Annotated in this window: 17 protein-coding genes; 16 read left to right on the top strand and 1 reads right to left on the bottom strand. The window is 46.3% G+C overall.

The annotated features are described in order from the left end of the window. The first annotated feature begins 78 nt into the window (after nt 1-78). The 11 genes from dnaE to BW42_RS00835 all read left to right on the top strand — a co-directional run bounded on the left by dnaE (nt 79) and on the right by BW42_RS00835 (nt 14,226). Entirely contained in the window at nt 79-3,240 is a 3,162-nt protein-coding gene (gene dnaE / locus BW42_RS00785; protein ID WP_035406260.1) for a DNA polymerase III subunit alpha, read from the top strand. Between the two features lie 102 nt (nt 3,241-3,342). Then, the gene (locus BW42_RS00790) at nt 3,343-3,861 is read left to right on the top strand and encodes a FadR/GntR family transcriptional regulator (protein ID WP_035406263.1); all 519 of its coding nucleotides are present in this window, start codon (nt 3,343-3,345) and stop codon (nt 3,859-3,861) included. A 20-nt stretch (nt 3,862-3,881) separates the two neighbouring features. Next, on the top strand, nt 3,882-4,742 hold the full coding sequence (gene accD, locus BW42_RS00795) for an acetyl-CoA carboxylase, carboxyltransferase subunit beta (RefSeq protein WP_035406267.1): 861 nt from the start codon (nt 3,882-3,884) through the stop codon (nt 4,740-4,742). Next, on the top strand, nt 4,729-5,664 hold the full coding sequence (accA, locus tag BW42_RS00800) for an acetyl-CoA carboxylase carboxyl transferase subunit alpha (RefSeq protein WP_035406271.1): 936 nt from the start codon (nt 4,729-4,731) through the stop codon (nt 5,662-5,664). The genes accD and accA overlap by 14 nt, the downstream gene beginning before the upstream one ends. Nucleotides 5,665-5,811: 147 nt before the next feature. Beyond that, the gene (pfkA, locus tag BW42_RS00805; RefSeq protein ID WP_035406276.1) at nt 5,812-6,780 is read left to right on the top strand and encodes a 6-phosphofructokinase; all 969 of its coding nucleotides are present in this window, start codon (nt 5,812-5,814) and stop codon (nt 6,778-6,780) included. A gap of 65 nt (nt 6,781-6,845) precedes the next feature. Next, entirely contained in the window at nt 6,846-8,594 is a 1,749-nt protein-coding gene (pyk, locus tag BW42_RS00810) for a pyruvate kinase (protein ID WP_035406280.1), read from the top strand. 58 nt (nt 8,595-8,652) lie between these two features. Then, the gene (locus BW42_RS00815) at nt 8,653-9,123 is read left to right on the top strand and encodes a DUF441 domain-containing protein (RefSeq protein WP_035406282.1); all 471 of its coding nucleotides are present in this window, start codon (nt 8,653-8,655) and stop codon (nt 9,121-9,123) included. 218 nt (nt 9,124-9,341) lie between these two features. Continuing rightward, nucleotides 9,342-10,454, top strand: coding sequence for a citrate synthase (gene citZ, locus BW42_RS00820; RefSeq protein WP_035406285.1), 1,113 nt, complete (start codon nt 9,342-9,344; stop codon nt 10,452-10,454). Nucleotides 10,455-10,525: 71 nt separating this feature from the next. Beyond that, the gene (gene icd / locus BW42_RS00825) at nt 10,526-11,800 is read left to right on the top strand and encodes an NADP-dependent isocitrate dehydrogenase (protein ID WP_035406288.1); all 1,275 of its coding nucleotides are present in this window, start codon (nt 10,526-10,528) and stop codon (nt 11,798-11,800) included. A 22-nt stretch (nt 11,801-11,822) separates the two neighbouring features. Then, nucleotides 11,823-12,761 (top strand): malate dehydrogenase, encoded by a 939-nt coding sequence (gene mdh / locus BW42_RS00830; RefSeq protein ID WP_035406292.1) that lies wholly within the window; start codon nt 11,823-11,825, stop codon nt 12,759-12,761. Nucleotides 12,762-13,086: 325 nt separating this feature from the next. Then, nucleotides 13,087-14,226 carry a zinc-dependent alcohol dehydrogenase gene (locus tag BW42_RS00835; protein ID WP_035406295.1) on the top strand — a complete coding sequence of 380 codons (1,140 nt, stop codon included), beginning with the start codon at nt 13,087-13,089 and terminating at the stop codon, nt 14,224-14,226. Between the two features lie 49 nt (nt 14,227-14,275). Here the strand turns inward: BW42_RS00835 and BW42_RS00840 are convergent, their stop codons facing one another. Continuing rightward, a complete protein-coding gene (locus BW42_RS00840) occupies nt 14,276-14,701 on the bottom strand; it encodes a divergent PAP2 family protein (protein ID WP_035406299.1) in 426 nt (141 codons plus the stop codon). A gap of 211 nt (nt 14,702-14,912) precedes the next feature. Here BW42_RS00840 and BW42_RS00845 point away from each other — a divergent pair, with 211 nt between their 5' ends. The 5 genes from BW42_RS00845 (at nt 14,913) to coaE (ending at nt 21,600) form a co-directional block, all read left to right on the top strand. Further along, a complete protein-coding gene (locus tag BW42_RS00845) occupies nt 14,913-15,632 on the top strand; it encodes a response regulator (RefSeq protein WP_369792024.1) in 720 nt (239 codons plus the stop codon). Beyond that, nucleotides 15,629-17,362: a two-component system histidine kinase PnpS gene (gene pnpS, locus BW42_RS00850; protein WP_035406301.1), complete on the top strand. Its 1,734-nt coding sequence runs from the start codon at nt 15,629-15,631 to the stop codon at nt 17,360-17,362. The genes BW42_RS00845 and pnpS overlap by 4 nt, the downstream gene beginning before the upstream one ends. A gap of 212 nt (nt 17,363-17,574) precedes the next feature. Beyond that, on the top strand, nt 17,575-20,172 hold the full coding sequence (polA, locus tag BW42_RS00855) for a DNA polymerase I (protein ID WP_035406304.1): 2,598 nt from the start codon (nt 17,575-17,577) through the stop codon (nt 20,170-20,172). Nucleotides 20,173-20,188: 16 nt separating this feature from the next. Then, nucleotides 20,189-21,019, top strand: a complete 831-nt coding sequence (gene mutM / locus BW42_RS00860; protein ID WP_035406306.1) for a DNA-formamidopyrimidine glycosylase — start codon at nt 20,189-20,191, stop codon at nt 21,017-21,019. Further along, nucleotides 21,016-21,600 carry a dephospho-CoA kinase gene (gene coaE / locus BW42_RS00865; protein ID WP_035406308.1) on the top strand — a complete coding sequence of 195 codons (585 nt, stop codon included), beginning with the start codon at nt 21,016-21,018 and terminating at the stop codon, nt 21,598-21,600. The genes mutM and coaE overlap by 4 nt, the downstream gene beginning before the upstream one ends. Nucleotides 21,601-21,610: the final 10 nt, after the last annotated feature.

The raw sequence follows: 21,610 nt of genomic DNA on the forward strand, positions 1-21,610 counted from the left end.
GCGAGTACTTGAGTTAGTTAGATATGAATGTTCTGAAAACTTTTTAAGCTTTCATCAGAAGAGAGAGGAGAATAGAAGATGCACTTAAATGTCCGGACACAATATAGTCCCTTACAAAGTTTGATTCGAATCGAGACGTACCTCGATGAGCTTGTTCATCGTCAGCTTGGACGAGCGATCATCTGTGAAACGACATTAACCGGAGTTCCGGCATTCATCGAGGCGTGTCAGCGTCGACAGTTACAACCGGTCATTGGCTGGGAACAGCGAATCGAGGAAGAAGACTGTTGTATCTTGTGGTTTGCTTTTTCTTCTGATGGCTTACGGCAATTGTACCGATTAGCTAGTGAACAACCGGTTATTGAAGCCTCATCGCTCATTGCGGTGCTCGTTCCGCTTCGTCAGGCATCGGAAGATATGACACGTCTACGTCGTTCCGTCGTGCAGTGGATGGGACACGTTCAAGGAGCGCGTACATATATGGGAGTGACTTCGAGTCGCTCGACGGTCGAGCGAGAGAGTCGCATGCGTTATCGGGAAGTAGCCGCATCACTCGGTGTAGAGACAATCCCGGTCGATCCTGTCCGTTATCTTCATCGAGCTGAAGCCCCAGCTTATCAAGCAATACGTGCGATCCGTGAAGCAACGACGTTCCAAGATCAAAAAACAGATCGTCTGATGCATTTAAAGACTCGAGAAGAGTTACTCGAAGACTTTACGGAGCGAGAAATCACGATTGCTGAGCAATTTGCCGCGACATCTGAACGCTTAGAATTACCGTTCCAGCAACGTCCATTACCACGCGTCGCAGAAGATTCGAATGCGATGCTACGGACGCATGCTGAAGAAGGATTACTGGCACACGGTCATGAAAGTAAAGAAGCGGCGGAACGTCTCGCCTATGAACTGTCCGTCATCGAACAAACCGGATTTGCTGATTATTTTTTGATCGTCGAGGAACTTATCCGACGAGCAAAGGCGAAAGGCATTCATGTTGGACCTGGTCGTGGGTCGGCAGCAGGCTCTCTCGTTAGTTATGCGCTTGGAATCACAACGGTTGATCCGTTGAAATATGGATTACTCTTTGAGCGGTTTTTGAATCCAGAGCGGATTTCGATGCCGGATATCGATATCGATATCGAAGATGAACGACGCGAAGAGGTATTAGAAGATCTCGTAATGCGTTATGGAAAAGACCATGTCGCCCAAATCGGAACATTATCAACGCTTGGTGCCAAAGCCGCTCTGCGAGATGTCGGACGAACGCTGGAGTTTTCAAAAGATGAACTGGATGCTGCAGTCAAACAACTTGGGAAATCGACGACGTTACAAGGAATCGAACAAAATAAACAGACGTATCGCTGGTTCTCTGGAAGTGAAAAACGTCGACAACTCTTACAGCTAGCGCAAGCAGTCGAAGGTCTCCCGCGACAACGTTCGGTTCACGCAGCTGGCGTCGTCATCGGGTCAGAGAATCTCGTCGAGACGACACCCTTAGAGACAGGACCGAACGAGCGATACGTGACGCAGTTCCTGATGCAAGCATTAGAACGTCAAGGATTACTGAAGATTGACTTGCTGGGGCTGCGCAATCTTAGTCGTTTGCGTCGAATGGAAGAATTGATTCGAAGAGAACACCCCTCTTTTACGCTCTCGCAAATTCCAGAAGAAGATCGTGCGACGTTCCAAGTCTTTGCCCGCGCTGAGACGGATGATATCTTCCAATTCGAATCACCAGGCATGAAACAAACATTGCGAGAAGTGAAACCGAATCGATTTGAAGATTTGGTCGCCACGATGTCGCTCTATCGTCCAGGACCGATGAAATTCATTGATCTGTACGCAAAACGAAAAGCCGGTCAACCTTATCAGATGGTACATCCTGTATTAGAAGAGGTGCTGGCGTCGACATATGGCATCATCGTCTACCAAGAGCAAGTCATGGAAATCACACGGCGAGTGGCTGGTTTTACGCTTGCTCAAGCAGATATATTACGACGTGCGATTTCCAAGAAGAGTACGGATTCGCTCGAACAGGAACGTCTCCATTTTTTAGAAGGTGCACGAACGAATGGATTCGATGATACAGTAGCACATTCACTTTATGAACAAATCGAACGTTTTGCCGGATATGGATTTAACCGAAGTCATGCAGTCGCCTACTCAAAGATTAGTTATGCCCTTGGGTATATCAAAGCGCATTTCCCGCAAATTTTCTTTCTCGTTTCGGTGGAACAACCGGAACGCCTCGTCCGGTTGATGCGCGAACGACGTCTCCTTGTCCTATCACCGGACGTCTGGATTTCCGATTATCGTTCTTCACTAGAGGGAAAGGGGATTCGACTTGGAATCCATGTGATTAAAGGTATTTCCGAGCGAGAGTTCGAACGGTTAAAAGAAGCGTCGAAGCACACGGCGACGATCGCCGATCTATTGACTCATGTCGGATGGGGTAAAAAGGAACGAGCAAAAATCGAATTACTACTTTATAGTGGCGCATTAGACCGAGCGACGCACGGCGATCGTGGACTCGCTGAACAAGAGGTGCTCGAGTACTTCACGGAATCATCGAATACCTTATTACCGGACGAACTGGCAATCCTCGGGAAACGCCGGACACAGAAGTCATCGAAACGAAGCGATTCCGACTGGGCACGCCTGGAACGAGATGCGCTCGGATTCTGGTTAACGTATTCTCCTTTGACGACAGCGATGAAAGCACCGGTCGAATCTGCTTATTTTCATGATCTTAGTGTCGGAGCAGACACGCATTATTTAATCTGCTATATTGATCAAATCCGAGAATTCAAGACGAAACGCGGTCAAGAGATGGCGGTCATTCAAGCGGTCGATGGGTATTCAAATGAAGAAGTCGTCGTATTCCCAAGTCAGTATGAGCGGTTCCGTCGTTCTCTTTATTTAGGGAATGTCTTATTGATCGAATTGAAGGTTCAAGATCGTGAAGGGGAGCGCCAATTCATTTTGGAACGGCTCCGGCCACTCGGACAAGATGTATTGTTCGTCAAGCTAACATCAAAAAATGAGCTAGCCACACTCGAACAATTGTTAGAAGCTGCGCCAGGCGATATTCCAGTCGTCGTTCGCTACGCTGATTCACGCGAGACGAAATCGTTACCGCCACTTTATGCGGTTCGGCATGATGAGGAATTATTAGCTCGTCTACGTATGCAGTTTGGTGAGGATCATGTTGTCCTGAAAAATGTGCCTCGCTCAAACTAGTAGTAGGTAATAAGATTTGTTATAATAAAGGGTAATTGGTCTGACCAATGCCACCGATTAAAGCAACCGACTGAAGGGTCAGAAAGGTGGTGCCGTATCGATATGGAGAAGAAACGAAATGCGTTTGAAGCCAATATCGCGGCGATTAAATTGATGATCGAACAAGATGGATTAGTTCCAGGAGACCGAATCCCATCGGAACGGGAACTGGCAGAACGACTATCCATCAGCCGACCGTCCGTACGAGAAGCATTACGGACGCTCGCTTATTTAGGCATCGTCGAGACACGGCACGGAGGCGGAAGCTTTCTATTGAACCGTGACGATCATACCTATATTCAAATCATCGCTCAATTCTTAGTGACTGGCGATTCGAAGTTCGAAGACTTGGCAGGAACGCTCCGCTTGCTTGAGCAAGCAGCGCTCGCGCAGCTGGATGACCTTTCGGTGCTTGCACCAGTCGTTGCATCCGATGCAGCGTTTCGTGAGACGTTGATTCAGACGGTCGATAACGATCTGTTTGAACGAATCTGGCGACAAGTCAATGCCTTCCATAAAAGCTTCGGTCAAGGGGAACTCTATACGCAAGTGGAACGGGAACAACTCTTGAACCGCCCATAGATGACAAGGGGGAACTGAACGTGCAAGCATTTTTTCGAAAACCTAAAAAGTTCGTCACGTTGACTTCAAAGGAGCAACGTGTCGATGTGCCTGTTGGCTTAATGACAAAATGTCCGAAATGTAAATTGATCCAATATACGAAACAACTAGAAGCGAACCTACGCGTCTGTTCATGTGGATATCATCATCCATTGACTGCGCAAGAACGTTTTACGCAATTATTTGATGAAGGTTCGGTAACATATTTTGATCTGCCGGTAGTTCAAGCGGATCCCCTCGGATTCCAGGATTACCCGGAAAAATTAAAAGGAGATCAAGTCAGAACGGGTCTTAAGGAAGCGATCGTCTGTGGCGTCGGGAATGTGAATGGTCACCCACTCGTCGCTTGTGTCATGGATGCGCGATTCCGGATGGGCTCGATGGGAGCTGCCGTTGGTGCTGCAATTTCTGAAGCTGTTCGTTACGCGACGAAACATCGTCTACCTGTCACGATATTCTCTGCTTCAGGTGGGGCACGGATGCAAGAAGGAATGGTCAGTCTCATGCAGATGGCAAAATCAAGTCTCTTTTTAAAACAGCATTCAGATGCAGGGTTACTCTATATTTCTTGTATGACCCATCCGACAACCGGTGGTGTATCAGCAAGTTTTGCGATGCTAGGTGATTTCAACATTGCTGAACCGGGTGCGTTGATTGGATTTGCGGGTCGCCGGATCATCGAACAGACGATTCGTGAAAAACTACCGGAAGATTTCCAAACAGCAGAATTCTTATTGCAAGCAGGTCAACTGGACGATGTCGTATCACGACACGATCTGAAGACGTACTATACGCGAATCTTAAAGCTACATGCGGAGGGAACGAACCATGCAACCATTTGACCAACCAGTCATCGCGTTACGCGAAAAAATTCTTGAGCTTCATGACATGGCGGAAACGCAAGGACTTGATTTCAAGGAAGAACTGCAACTTCTTGAAGAACGCCTTCATCGGTTAGAACTCGATATTTACGGGAATATGAAAGCGTGGAATCGTGTTCAGTTGGCACGTCATCCAGAACGTCCAACGACACTCGATTACATTGAATCGATTTGTGAAGATTTCATCGAACTGCACGGTGATCGTCATGGGTATGATGATGCAGCAATCGTCGGTGGAATCGGAACGCTAAATGGTCGTCCCGTGACGATCATCGGTCATCAACGCGGAAAAGATACAAAAGAGAACATTCGTCGTAACTTCGGGATGCCACATCCAGAAGGGTACCGGAAAGCACTGCGTCTCATGCAACAAGCGGAAAAATTCAACCGACCGATCATTACGTTCATTGACACGAAAGGAGCATATCCAGGACGTGCGGCAGAAGAACGCGGTCAAAGTGAAGCCATCGCGAAAAACTTGTTTGAGATGGCTGGGATGACTGTGCCAATCATCTCGATTGTCATTGGTGAAGGCGGTTCAGGTGGTGCTTTAGGAATCGGCGTTTGTGATCAACTCTTGATGCTTGAGAACTCGACGTATTCCGTTATCTCTCCTGAAGGTGCTGCAGCATTATTGTGGAAAGATGCGAGTCTTGCGGAAAAGGCTGCAGAATCGATGAAAATCACAGCACCTGATTTGTTACGCCTTGGAATCGCGGATGCTATCATTCCTGAAGTCATCGGAGGAGCACATCTTGATGTGTCATTACAGGCGGATAAATTAAAATCTGTCTTGGTACAGAAGCTCGAAACTTTGGTTCATCTGACCAAGGAAGAGCTCCTCGATCAACGGACCGAAAAATATCACCAAATTGGCACATAAGCACCATGTAATCGCTATCATGATTGATATTCCTCATTTCCGGAATTGATGATGAAAAAGATAGTGAAAGTTTATGCAATCTGCCCTGTTGTAAAACAAGAAAACAACGTGCTATTTTAGATTCAGATTAATGGAGAGGTGATTAACGTGAGTTTAAAACGGATTGCTGTCTTAACGAGTGGCGGTGATGCACCAGGTATGAACGCCGCGGTGCGTGCTGTCACGCGTAAAGCGATTTTTCATGGCTTAGAAGTATTCGGTGTCTACAACGGGTATCAAGGATTAATCAACGGGGACATCGTCCAGTTGAACCTTGGATCAGTCGGTGACATCATTCAACGAGGTGGAACGTTCCTACGTTCAGCACGTTGCCCTGAGTTCCGTACAGAAGAAGGACGAGCAAAAGCGGTCGTCAATCTTAAGAAATTTGAAATTGATGCACTCGTCGTCGTAGGCGGAGACGGGTCGTATCGTGGTGCCCAAAAATTGACTGGACTTGGCTTCCCGACAATCGGACTTCCAGGTACGATCGATAACGATATTCCTGGAACGGACTATACGATCGGTTTTGATACAGCGCTCAATACTGCGCTTGAAGCGATCGACAAAATCCGTGATACAGCATCGTCGCATGAGCGGACGTATGTCATTGAAGTCATGGGACGCGATGCGGGTGATATCGCATTATATGCAGGACTTGCTGGTGGAGCAGAATCGATTCTTGTTCCTGAACGTCCTGAAGATTTAAAAGAAGTGCTCGATCGCATTCAAAGTGGTGTCAACCGCGGTAAGAAACACTCGATCGTCATCGTCGCTGAAGGTGCAGGTCGTGCTCAGGACGTGGGAGACGCTATCGCAAAAGAAACAGGTCTCGATACACGCGTCACGGTTCTTGGTCACGTTCAACGTGGTGGAGCACCGACGGCAGCGGACCGTGTACTTGCAAGTCGGATGGGGGCACATGCCATCGAAATCCTACTTCAAGGAAAACAAGGACGTGTCGTAGGTGTACGTGGTGGCAAGATGATTGATCTCGATATCGATGAGGCACTCGACGCAAACAAACATGAGCTGGATCTTGAAATCCTTGAGCTTTCAAAACAGCTTTCGATTTAACGAACATCGATAGGATTGGAATGGGCAAGAGAACTTGGCCAAACACCGTAGGAGGTTTATGGAATATGCGCAGAACTAAAATTGTATGTACGATCGGACCGGCGTCAGAAAAACGTCTCCCAGAAATGATCGAAGCAGGTATGAACGTCGCTCGTTTGAACTTCTCACACGGCGATTATGAAGAACACGGTGCACGAATCACAGATATCCGTCGTGCAGCAAAAGAAGCAAACAAAATCGTTACGATTCTTCTTGATACGAAAGGTCCAGAAATCCGGACGCATACGTTCGAAGATGGAAAAGCACTTCTCGTACGTGGACAAGAAGTCATCGTCGTCAGTGGTGACGCAAACGAAATCGTCGGAACAAAAGATAAGTTCTCTGTTACGTATGAAGGACTTTATGATGACGTCGAAGTTGGTTCGATGATCATGCTTGATGATGGTCTCATCGGTCTTCGTGTCGTTGAAAAACTTCCAAACCGTGAACTTCGTTGCTCTATCGAAAACGAAGGTGTCATCAAAACGAAAAAAGGTGTCAACTTGCCAAACGTGAAGGTTAACCTTCCTGCTTTGACAGATAAAGACGTAGCTGATATCGAATTCGGAATCAAGAGCGATGTCGACTTAATCGCACCATCATTCGTACGCCGTGCGTCTGACGTCGTTGCGATTCGCCAATTGCTTGAGAAAAACAATGCGACTCACATCAAAATCTTCCCGAAAATCGAGAACCAAGAAGGCGTCGATAACATCGAAGAAATTCTCGCGATTTCAGACGGTTTGATGGTAGCGCGTGGTGACCTCGGTATCGAGATCCCGACAGAGGACGTAACACCAACTCAAAAAGACTTGATCAAGCTTTGTAATGACTTTGGTAAACCGGTCATCACAGCAACACAAATGCTTGATTCAATGCAACGTTTCCCACGTCCAACACGTGCCGAAGCATCAGACGTCGCGAACGCGATTCTTGATGGTACGGATGCAATCATGCTTTCAGGTGAGACAGCAGCAGGGGACTACCCGATTGAATCTGTCAAAATGATGCACTCGATCGCAAAACGTACAGAAAAAATGCTCGACTACAAACTCTTGTTGAAAGATCGTCAAACTCGCAGTGAGCACACAGTAACGGATGCGATCGCTCAAGCCGTTACGCACACAGCAATCAACTTGGATGCAAAAGCAATCTTGACACCGACACAATCGGGCTACACAGCATCACGTATCTCGAAATACCGTCCGGAGCCGAACATCGTCGCTGTTACACCAAGCGCACGTGTCGCACGTCAGTTAAACATCGTATGGGGTGTGTATCCAATCGTCGTCGATCATCTCTCAGACAACACGGATGATATGTTGACACTTGCTGCAGATACAGCGAAAGATGCTGGTTTTGTTACAGACGGTGACCTCGTCGTCATCTCGGCTGGTATCCCTGCTTTGACTGCTGGTACAACGAACATGCTAAAAGTTCACATCGTTGGTAAAGAGATCGCAAACGGTCGCGGAATCGGCGAACGTGGTGTTGTTGGTGAAGTCGTCATTGCAAACAATGCTGAAGAAGCAAATGCGAAAGCGAAACCAGGCATGATCCTCGTTACGAACTCAACAGATCGTGACATGATGCCTGCAATCGAATTGGCTGCAGCAATGATCACAGTAGATGGTGGATTGACTAGCCATGCTGGTATCGTTGGACCATCACTCGGTAAACCGGTCATCGTTGGTGTTGAAAATGCATTGACAGTCTTCAAAGACGGTCAAATGATCTCAATCGATCCACTGACAGGTAAACTGTATAACGCATAATTCATTCATGACGGACGTGACTTAGGTCATGTCCGTCTTTTTTTCATGAGGAGGACGTATGGAAGCTTATCTATTTTTGATTGCCCTCGTCTTCATCGGGGTCATCGCACAAAATAAATCATTGATCATCGCTGCTGCTTTCCTGTTGATCGTCAAGGCGATCGGACTAGATGGTCGATTATTTCCATCCTTGCAGGCAAAAGGAATCACGTGGGGTGTCACATTGATTACGGCTGCGATTCTTGTACCGATCGCAGCAGGGGATATCGGATTTAAGGAACTTATTCAAAGTATTCGGGGGCATATCGGCATCATCTCATTTTTATCAGGAATCTTCGTTGCGATCGTAGCGGCACATGGTGTTGGTCTGATGAAAGAAGACCCACTTGTCACGACGGCATTGCTTGCAGGAACGATTCTCGCAGTTGGACTCTTTCGGGGAGTACCCGTTGGTCCGCTAATTGGTGCTGGGATCGCTGCGCTTGTCATCGGAATGTGGGATATCATCGCAAAAACGTTCACGGGATGAGCAGGATCAGCAAAGAATACGAATTAATTTTTTGATAATAGTATGCAAGTTCATTCACTTTTTGGGTAATTTTGTTTATACTAAGAACAGAAACAAGATGGTCTATTCAAGAGTACAGCGGTACAAGCATGGGGAACGACTCTTGAGTGGACGTCTTTTTTTCAATACGGAAATGAAAGCGTTTTAAATTTCTGGGGAAAAAAAGGGGGATTATTGTCATGACGCAAACTAAAGGTTTAGAAGGAATCGTCGCGACGACATCGAAAATCAGTTCGATCATCGATGGTCAATTGACGTACGGCGGTTATACAATTGATGATTTGGCGGAGCACGCCTCATTTGAGGAAGTCGTCTTCTTATTATGGAACGACCGTCTACCAAAAGAAGAGGAATTGAAGCAACTGTCGGAAGCACTCATTTCCGAAGCACCAGTTGCGACTGCCGTTCTCGAGACGATGAAGGCAGCACCAAAGTCGGCGAATGCGATGGCAATGATTCGAACAGCGCTCTCTCAACTCGCGCTTTACGATGAAACATCAGAAGATATGTCGACAGAGGCGAATTACGCTAAAGCCATCAAATTACAAGCGCAAATCGCAACACTTGTTACGGCTTACGCGCGTATCAAAAAAGGGCAGGAACCAATCGCACCTAAAACAGGTCTTTCTTACGCTGCAAACTTCCTGTTCATGTTGACAGGCGAAGAGCCGACAGAAGTGGCTGAAAAAGCGTTCAACCAAGCGCTTGTTCTTCATGCAGACCATGAGTTGAACGCTTCGACATTCACGGCACGTGTTTGTGTTGCGACACTCTCTGACGTCTACTCAGGTGTGACAGCAGCGATGGGTGCATTAAAAGGACCTCTTCACGGTGGAGCGAATGAAGCCGTCATGAAGATGTTGCTTGAAATTGATTCGGTTGAAAAGGTTGACGAGTATGTTCATAATAAACTTGAGAACAAGCAAAAAATCATGGGCTTTGGTCACCGTGTCTACAAGGACGGCGATCCACGTGCGAAGCACCTTCAGGAAATGAGTCGTCAGCTGACTGCTCAAATCGGGGAACCGAAATGGTATGAGATGTCAGTTAAGATTGACGAGATCGTCCAGTCGGAAAAAGGATTGAAACCAAACGTTGATTTCTATTCCGCTTCTACGTACCATGCACTTGGACTTGATACAGAACTTTTCACTCCAATCTTTGCAGTAAGTCGAATGTCAGGTTGGTTGGCGCACATTTTAGAGCAGTATAGCGATAACCGTCTGATTCGTCCACGTGCAGACTACACGGGTGAAACGCACCGGACATATGTGTCCATCGAAGAACGTTAAAAGGACGGAGAGGAGTAATCCTCTCCTGATTTTTGATGTAGATTACAATTACTTAAGGGGGATTTTTAGACATGGCTACACTTCAAGGCGAAAACATCACAGTAACGAACGGTACACTTCAAGTTCCAAATGCTCCAATCATTCCATTCATCATTGGTGACGGAACAGGACCTGACATCTGGAATGCTGCGGTACGCGTATTTGATGCAGCAGTTGAAAAAGCCTATAACGGTGAGAAGAAGATTGAATGGAAAGAAGTCTATGCTGGCGAAAAAGCATTCAACAAAACAGGCAACTGGTTACCAGAAGAGACACTCGATCTCATCCGTGAGCACATCATCGCAATCAAAGGACCACTTACGACACCAGTCGGCGGCGGTATTCGCTCATTAAACGTTGCATTACGTCAAGAGCTTGATTTGTACACATGCCTTCGCCCAGTTCGTTACTTCACAGGTGTTCCTTCACCGGTTAAACGCCCAGAAGATACAGATATGGTCATCTTCCGTGAAAATACTGAAGACATCTACGCAGGAATCGAATATGCAGAAGGTAGCGAAGGCGTTGCAAAACTGCTTGAATTCCTTCAAAACGAAATGGGTGTCAACAAAATTCGCTTCCCTGAGACATCTGGTCTTGGAATCAAACCGATTTCAAAAGAGGGAACAGAACGCCTCGTTCGTGCAGCAATCGAATACGCACTTGAGCACAAGCGCGCTTCGTTGACACTCGTTCACAAAGGAAACATCATGAAGTTCACTGAAGGAGCTTTCAAAAACTGGGGTTATGAGCTTGCTGAGCGTGAATACGCAGAGCACGTCTTCACTTGGAACCAGTACGATCGTATCAAAGAAGAAGAGGGAACTGAGGCTGCGAACAAAGCACAAGCAGACGCTGAAGCTGCTGGTAAGTTAATCGTAAAAGACTCAATCGCTGATATCTTCTTACAACAAATCTTGACTCGTCCAAAAGAGTTCGATGTCGTTGCGACAATGAATTTGAACGGTGACTACATCTCGGATGCACTTGCTGCACAAGTGGGTGGTATCGGAATCGCACCTGGAGCAAACATCAACTACATGACTGGTCACGCGATTTTTGAAGCAACTCACGGTACAGCACCAAAATACGCTGGACTTGATAAAGTAAACCCATCATCTGTCATCTTGTCAGGCGAAATGATGTTCCGTCACCTCGGTTGGAACGAAGCAGCAGATCTCATCATCAAATCGATGGAAACATCGATCGAAGCAAAAGTCGTCACATACGACTTCGCACGTCTCATGGATGGTGCGACTGAAGTGAAGTGTTCTGAATTCGCGGACGAACTCATCAAAAACATGTAATCCGATCAGGAGGAATGAGTCGATGAACAGACGGAAGAAGATCGCAGTCATAGGAAGTGGCTTTACGGGCGCGACGACGGCACTTTACCTTGCCCAGCAAGAGTTAGGTGATATCGTCCTCGTCGACCGACCAGAGCAAGAAAATCCGACGAAAGGAAAGGCGCTTGATATGCAAGAAGCAGCGCCAATCCTCGGATTTGATGTTTCGGTAAAAGGGACATCGGATTATGCAGATATCAAGGACGCAGATATCGTCGTCATCACTGCCGGCATTGCTCGAAAGCCGGGCATGAGCCGCGAAGACCTTGTCAGTACGAATGCTGCCGTCATGACAGCTGTGACGAAGGAAATCGTCGCGCATGCACCAGAATCGATCATCATCGTTTTGACGAACCCGGTCGATGCGATGACGTATACGGTCTATCAAGCATCTGGTTTTCCGAAGGAACGTGTCATCGGTCAGTCCGGAGTCCTCGACACAGCGCGTTTCCGGACATTTCTAGCAGAAGAACTCAATGTTTCTGTGAAGGACGTATCAGGGTTCGTGCTCGGTGGACACGGAGATGATATGGTACCGCTACTGCGCTATTCTCAGGCAGGAGGAATTCCGATTGAGAAGCTCATATCGAAAGAACGACTCGATGCGATCGTTGACCGGACCCGTAAAGGGGGCGGTGAAATCGTTCAGTTACTTGGAAACGGTTCCGCTTATTACGCGCCAGCAGCGGCAATTGCTCAGATGGTCGAAGCGATTTTGAAGGATCAGCGACGTATTCTACCTGCCATTGCTTATCTCGAAGGCGAATATGGATATGACGATATGTATTTCGGTGTACCGGTCATTCTTGGTGGGAACGGTGTCGAGCACGTCTACGAACTCGAGCTGACTGTCGATGAACAAGAAGCATTGAACCGCTCTGCGTCTACCGTCCGTTCGGTACTTGACTTATTAAAATCCTGAATCTAAAAAAGACGAACCTGTCACTTTCGACAGGTTCGTCTTTTTCGTCTCGTTACAGTAGGTGTTGCGAGTTTTGACAATGCGGACAGGTCAGCCGATCACATCAAACGATAGATTGTTCGAGAAGACCATTTTTGAGACAAACGGTGCATCGGGCCATGATATAAGCTTCTTTTACATATAAATGTGTAAAGTAAAATGGTTAGTTCACACCATGTGATCCATGTAGTATAAAAGTTCCAATTTTAAAAAACATGTAGAATAAATGCTTGTATTAGGGTAAGGACAAAGGTACGTCATTTTATTCCATTAAGGGGGATTTTACATGCGCGCCGTAACGTACCAAGGAACAAAAGATGTTCAAGTCAAACAAGTACAGGATCCATCGATTGATAAAAACGATGACATCATCGTAAAGATCACCTCGACTGCAATTTGTGGTTCGGATCTACACATTTATCAAGGGAATATGCCGGCTCACAAAGACTATGTCATTGGTCATGAACCGATGGGCATCGTTGAAGAAGTTGGACCAGGAGTGACGAAGGTTAAACGGGGAGACCGCGTCGTGTTACCGTTTAACGTTGCTTGCGGTCACTGTTTCTTTTGCGAACATGATATGGAAAGTCAATGTGATAACTCAAACGGAAATCCGCATGTCGATACAGGTGGATATTTTGGTTTTACAGAAGAGTTTGGTGGACATCCCGGTGGTCAGGCGGAATATTTAAAAGTACCATTTGGAAATTTCATGCCGCTCGTAATTCCTGAATCGTGTGAACTAGAAGATGAAGCGTTGTTGTTCTTATCTGACGTTTTACCTACAGCATATTGGAGTGTCCTGCATGCTGGTGTGAAAAAAGGGGACACGGTCGTCGTACTCGGATCGGGACCTGTCGGACTGATGACACAAAAATTCGCATGGATGCAAGGTGCGAAACGGGTCATTGCGGTGGATGATCAAGTCTATCGATTAAATCACGCCAAAGTGACGAATAAAGTCGAGACCGTGAATTTTTCAGATCATGCAGAAAGTGGTGCCTACATCAAAGAATTGACGCAAGGTGGGGCAGATGTCGTGATTGATTGCGTCGGTCTTGATGGGAAGATGTCACCTGTTGAAAAAATCGAACAAAAGATTGGTTTGCAAGGGGGAACGTTGAGTGCCATTGATATTGCGAAGGATGCTGTCCGGAAGTTTGGTACCGTACAGTTGACGGGTGTCTATGCGAAAAAATATAATCAATTTCCACTCGGCGACTTTTTCACTCGAAATATCACACTGAAAATGGGACAAGCACCCGTCGTCCATTTGATGCCGGAACTGTTCCAGAAAATCATCAATAAGGAATTTGATCCGACGGACATCGTGACGCATCGAGTGGCACTCGATGATGCTGCTGCAGCCTATCAAACCTTCAACGATCGAACAGATGGATGCATCAAGGTCGTTCTAAAACCATAAGTCACTTCACATGCAAACAACCCATCCAAAATCGGATGGGTTGTTTGCATTAAAAGAAGAAAACTGGCCACAAGATACCGACAGCTAAACCGAGTAAGAGACCAACGAATACTTGAAACTCAGTGTGACCGACGAGTTCATTCAGAAGAGGGGTCTCATGACGAATTCCCTTAAAATAATCATTGAGTAATTTTGCCTGAACACCAACAGCTTGTCTGACACCCGTCGCGTCATACATGATGATTGTGGCAAATATGGCAGCTAGTGCGAAGAGCGAAGATGAGAAACCTTCCTGAAAACCGATGACCACGGCTAACGCGACGACAGTCGAGCTATGTGAACTAGGCATACCACCGGAAGCAAACATGATCTCCAGGTCGAACTTTCGGGTCCGTACCAAACTCGTAACAAGCTTCGCTGCTTGAGCGATGAACCATGCCGTGATGGCTGCAAAAAGGGGATGATTCCATTCCATACATTTTACCTCCTACGATTGACGATATGTATTGATTCCCCGTTTTTATCGCTTTTACACGAATGATCAAGAGGGATTCATCGTCTCCTTTAAAGATTATGTAAAGAAACAGCAGAAAGATTTGTGATTTTCCAGTAAAAGTCGGTAAGATGAAGACAGACGAAGCGGATTCCACGGAATTCCTCATTCGAAAGAACGAAACTTGAGGGGGATGCAAGGTTTGAAAGATAAAATTATCGTGGTAGATGATGAATTGTCGATTGCAACACTATTGAAGTTTAATTTAGAGCAGGCTGGTTTTGTCGTCGAAACGGCACATGATGGAATGTCAGGTTTGAAATTAGCGGAAAAACAAGATGCCGCACTGATCGTACTGGATCTTATGTTGCCGGAACTCGATGGTCTGGAAGTATGTAAACGACTACGTCAACAGAAAATCAATACACCGATCTTGATGCTGACGGCAAAGGATGATGAGTTTGATAAGGTGCTCGGTCTAGAACTCGGTGCGGACGATTACCTGACAAAACCGTTTAGCCCACGCGAAGTCGTTGCCCGTGTAAAAGCGATTTTACGACGGATGAGTCATCAGACAGCATCCCCGGATGAGGTCACGGACGGAACGATTCTGATTGGTGACGTCAAAATCGTTCCGGATAACTACGAAGCTTTCAAAGCAGAAGAACGTCTTGAACTTACTCCTAAGGAATTTGAATTGCTCGTATATCTCGCTAAAAATAAAGGACGTGTCTTGACACGAGATCAACTGTTATCCGCGATTTGGAATTATGATTTCGTCGGCGATACGCGTATCGTGGATGTGCATATCAGTCACGTCCGTGAAAAAATCGAACCGAATACGAAAAAACCGATTTATATCAAAACGATTCGCGGTCTCGGGTATAAGATGGAGGAGCCGAAACCAGAATGAGTAAGTATCGGAAACGGTTCATCTTTAAAATGATTTCTTTCATTAGTTTGGTGCTTGTTGCACTCGGTTTTCTACTTGGACAATCATTTAAGGAATTCTATGTTCAAAATGAAAAAGAAAAACTGATGGATGAAACCTCGCTTGTCGAGACGATCCTACAAGGGCGCGAAGTTTCTGATATGGCACAGTACGTGAATCAATTGTATGCCGAATCCAACTTTGACATGATCTTATTTAACGGACGTGGGGAAATCATCGCAGGTACCCCTGTTGATGTCACGAAACTGAAAGTAGCAACGCTCAATTTCTCAGCGATTCCCAAAGATGGCACGTTTGAATCGAAGACGGATGACAGTGTCGTCCAGTTCACGAAGCCTGTTCCAACAGCAGATGGTGGAGAAGTGTACGTCAGTTTCATTCGTTATGCTAAAGATTTGAATATTATCTATTCACGGATTTGGACGGTCATTTTCTTCTCACTCCTTGCTTCGCTCGTAATAATCTTTTTGACAATCTATCGTTCAACGAAACGGTTCCTACGACCAATCGCGGAGGCGACCGATGTGTTGCACGAACTGTCACATGGGAATTACAAGTCACGCGTCTACGAGTTAGCGGCACCAGATGAATCACGTGATTTAGGACGCTCGATCAATCTCCTCGCACGAAATCTAGAGAATGCATCATCCGGTGAAGCGATGCAACGGGCACGACTCGAATCCTTGATCGAATACATGGGAGCCGGTCTCATGCTGATTGATGAAAAGGGTTATGTACTACTTGTTAACCGTACCTATCGGGAGATGTTCCATATTCACGAACCATCTAGTGGAAAATTATATTACCGCGTACTTCCGAACGAAAAGATGAGTCAGGTGATTGAAGATGTCTACCTGACAGAAAAACCGAATCGCAAACAATCGAGTGTCCGTTTCGGCATCAACAGTCGGACGTTTATGGTCAGTGCCGCACCGATTTTTGATAAGAACGGTCGCGTGCAAGGAACGACCGTTGTCTTCAACGATATTACGGAAATTAAAAAGCTGGAACAGATGCGCAAAGACTTCGTTGCGAATGTCAGTCACGAATTAAAAACACCACTGACGTCCATCAAGGGGTTTGCAGAAACGTTACTCGATGGTGCGCAAGATGTTCCGGAAATCCGGGAACAATTTTTGCGGATCATTCATGATGAATCAGAACGAATGCAGACATTGGTCGAAGACTTGCTCGAACTATCGCGACTGGAACAAGACAACTATCAGCTTGAGACAGCGATCGTTGATGTGACGAGTCTCGTTCGCGAAACCGCAGAGCTGTTGCATCGACGAGCAGCGGAAAAAGAGATGATGATTCATATCGAAACGGAAGAGGAAGTCTTCATCCGGGCAGATTTGAATCGGTTGAAACAAGTCGTAGTCAACTTAGTTGCGAATGCGTTGAACTACACACCGAACGGTGGTAACGTCTGGATTCAACTCGAGGATGGAGAAGAGTCTGTCCAACTCATCATCAAAGATGATGGGATTGGTATTCATCCGAAGGAGACGCAGCGTATCTTCGAACGGTTCTATCGTGTCGATAAGGCGCGAAGCCGTAATTCAGGTGGAACGGGTCTCGGGCTGGCCATTGTTAAACACATCGTTGATCTTCACCATGGAGAAATTGATGTCGAATCGGCGGAGCAACAAGGAACGACGTTTACGATTCGTTTACCAAAACATGGCTGAATTTCACAGTGGATTCACAATTCCTTAATAGATGTATCTTATGATGAAAGTACCTTCTTCATCATCTGTATGGCGACTGGATCAGCTCCCATGTCGTCATGCCCTTGGCGGTTGACTCTCCGTGAGTCAATCGTCTTTTTTTGGTCATTTTTAGCGAACAAATGTGTGCAGAGTGATACAATAGGGACAGAAAATCGATTAAAGGGGCGTAGATGATGGAAAATAAATTGTTATTGATTGATGGGAACTCATTGACTTATCGGGCGTTTTTCGCTTTACCACCAATGACGGACGCGCAAGGACGAAATACGAACGCAGCCTATGGCTTTACGATGATGTTATTGAAGTTGCTTGAAGAAGAGCAACCGACACATATGCTCGTTGCCTTTGATGCTTCGAGTGAAACATTCCGTCACGATGTCTATCAGGAGTATAAAGGAAGTCGGGAAAAAACACCGTCCGAACTACGGGAACAATTCCCGATCGTCCGAGACATCTGTGAAGCACTCGGTATTCAAATGATGGAACTCCATCGCTATGAGGCAGATGATTTGATTGGTACGCTCGCACGGACAATGCCAACGGATCGGACGCGGATTGTCACAGGAGACAAAGATTTACTTCAACTTGTCACGGATAAGGTCGAAGTCTTGATCACGAAGCGTGGGATCACGGACGTCCAGTGCATGACAGAGGAACTGTTTGCTGAGACGTATGGTGGTTTAAAGCCAATTCAAATGATTGATTTGAAGGGGTTGATGGGTGATAAATCGGATAATATTCCAGGGATTCCTGGGATTGGTGAAAAGACGGCTGTTAAATTGATTTCGGCATACGGTTCTGTTGAAGGACTGTACGAACATGTCGAGGATTTAAAAGGGAAGCAGAAAGAAAAAGTCATCGCGAACGAAGAGCTCGCACGACTGTCGAAAGAACTCGCGACAATCAAGGTGGATGTCCCTCTCGAGACGACGCTAGATGATTTGCAAATTCGCAATGTCGATACCCAAGTTCCTTATTCATTGTTCCAGTCACTTGGCTTCAAGTCATTGACGAATCGATTCGCCCCTGTCGTCAAAGAAGAGGATAAAGAACAATTAAACGTCGTGACGATCACTTCACTTCCTAAAGACGTCACGGATGCCGTATTGATTGCAGAACAGCTTCGAGAAGATTACATGGAAGAAGACATCATTGGATTTGCGATAGCAACGCCTGACACGATCTATGTTGCTGCTCCGACGCTCGTCGAGGATCCAGCATTCCGTCAATGGATCGAGTCGGAACATCAAAAGATTTGTCTCGATGCGAAACAAGTCGCATTTGCATTGCGTAAACACGGCTTGACATTGAACGGGTACGAAGATCTGTTATTAGCAGGCTATTTGTTAAACTTAAGTGGCGGTACAACACTCGCTTCGATCGCTGGTCATTATGCATTAATGGCGCCGAATGAGGAAGCAGTACTCGGTAAGGGGGCGAAACGTCTCGCGCCAGAAGATGAAGCTCTTCATCCTTATTTAGCTGAGAAAGCACGGATGGTTGAATTGCTGTTCCCAAAAGTCCGAGAAGAACTGAAGGCGAATCAACAATACGAGTTATATGAAACGTTAGAGCGTCCACTATCAGGTGTCCTCGCTGAGATGGAATGGACTGGGATTCGCGTAGACGTCGCGACGCTCCAAGAGATGCAAGCGGATCTTGCTGGGCGTTTAACAGAACTTGAGACATTGGTCTTTGAAGCAGCAGGTGAGTCGTTCAATATTAATTCTCCGAAACAACTCGGTGTAATTTTGTTTGAAAAACTCGAACTCCCTGCCTTTAAGAAAACAAAGACGGGCTACTCGACTGCCGCAGATGTCCTTGAAAAACTGCGCCCGCTGCACCCAGTCATCGATCACATCATGCTTTACCGAGAACTGCAAAAGTTGCAGTCGACGTATGTTGAAGGATTGCAAAAAGTCATCAAGGAAGATGGAAAAATCCATACTCGTTTTGCTCAGACAATCGCTCAAACAGGTCGTTTAAGTTCGGTCAATCCGAACCTTCAGAATATCCCGATCCGGATTGAAGAAGGACGGAAGATTCGAAAAGCCTTCGTTCCGAGTCAAACAGGCTGGTCATTGTACGCTGCTGATTATTCACAAATTGAATTACGTGTCATGGCCGATATGTCGCAGGATCAGACGCTTGTCGATGCGTTCCTCCATGATGAGGATATTCATACTCAAACGGCAAGTAGTGTCTTCGGTGTCGAACCGGAAGATGTCACAGGAAACATGCGGCGTCAGGCGAAAGCCGTCAACTTTGGAATCATTTACGGAATCAGCGATTATGGATTGTCTCAAAACTTGAACATCACACGCAAAGAAGCGCAATCATTCATCGATCGTTATTTCGAGTTGTTCCCGCAAATCAAACAGTTCATGGATACAGCGATCGAGACGGCACGAGCAAATGGATTCGTCGAAACGTTGATGAACCGTCGCCGCAATATTCCGGATATCAATTCGAAAAACTTTAACTTACGCGGTTTTGCTGAACGTACTGCGATCAATACACCGATTCAAGGTTCGGCTGCAGATATCATTAAAAAAGCAATGCTTGATGTTCATGCTGCTTTGAAAGCATCTAATCTGAAGGCACGCTTGTTATTACAAGTACACGATGAATTGATTTTTGAAGCACCAGACGAAGAACTCGACGCTTTACAAGCACTTGTCAAACAAGCGATGGAGCAGACCGTCGAACTATCCGTACCGCTACGCGTCGATGGGGGCGCAGGGCATACGTGGTACGAAACGAAGTAAGCAAGGAGGAATAGATGTGCCTGAATTACCTGAAGTCGAGACCGTTCGCCGCAGTTTAGAACGTTCGGTCTCTGGAAAGACAGTCTCTTCCGTCAAAGTCTACCATCCGAAAATGATTCGGGGGATGGAAGTGGCGCCATTTGCAGATGCCTTACATCAAGAAAGGATCGAACGCGTCGAACGTCGCGGAAAGTTCCTGCTCTTTGATTTTGATCGTTTTTATCTCGTCAGCCATTTGCGGATGGAAGGAAAGTACTTCCCATATCCACAACCGGTTGAACGGGATAAACATACGCATGTCGTCTTCCGTTTCACGGATGGTTCGGAACTTCACTATAATGATGTTCGGAAGTTCGGAACGATGGAATTACGTGATAAGCAAACAGCGATGCAGACTGCTCCACTGGCACAACTGGAGCGTGAACCGTTTGATCCGGAATTTACAGCAGAAGTGTTAGCGGAGAATTTAATTCGTAAAAAGAGAAGTCCAATCAAAACGGCACTGCTCGACCAGTCCATCTTCCTTGGTCTCGGTAACATCTATGTCGATGAGACCCTTCATGCTGCACGCGTCCACCCGTTGACGAAAGCCGGCGCCTTGACACTCGACGATATCTCACGCATTCATCAAGCCGGTGTCAACGTTTTACGACAAGCGGTGGAAGCAGGAGGAAGTACGATCCGGAGTTATGTCTCGCCGTCAGGAAAAGGTGAATTCCAGCTTCAACTTGCGGTATATGGTCAAAAAGGGGAACCGTGTCCTCGTTGTGGTACAGCCATCGAAAAAATCAAAGTCGGTGGACGGGGAACACATTTCTGTCCGACGTGCCAACAGGTTGCCTTATGAGAGTCGGTCTGACAGGGAGTATCGCAACCGGTAAAAGTACGGTTTCTAGCTATTTAAAACAAAAAGGAATAGCGGTCATCGATGCGGATCTCATTGCGCGAGAAGTCGTTGAGCCGGGAGGGCGAGCATATGATGCAGTCCAACTGGCATTCCCAGAGGCGTTTGAAAAAGGACGTCTTGTCCGTCCAAAGCTCGGACAAATCATTTTTCAAGATAGTGAAAAACGACAACAATTGAATCATTTGATGCACCCGAGTATTCGACAACAGATGCTCGAAGCAGCAGATGCCTATGAACGTTCAGGACATTCTCTCGTCGTATTTGATATTCCGTTACTGCTAGAAGGGGATTGGCGAAACCTGTTCGAACGCGTCGTTGTCGTCTATTGCCCAGAAGATATGCAGTTAAGAAGATTGATGCAACGTAATGATTTATCAGAAGCAGAAGCGTATGCACGTATCCATGCGCAACTCGGCATCGAACAGAAAAAAGAGCTTGCAGATGATGTATTCTTCAATGACGGCAGTATTGATTCGTTATACCAACAAATCGATGAGTGGTTAAGTCGGTATGGTGATTGATGCAAATGAT

This window comes from Exiguobacterium sp. RIT341 (assembly GCF_000632205.1).
In the GTDB taxonomy this organism is placed as follows: Bacteria; Bacillota; Bacilli; order Exiguobacteriales; family Exiguobacteriaceae; genus Exiguobacterium_A.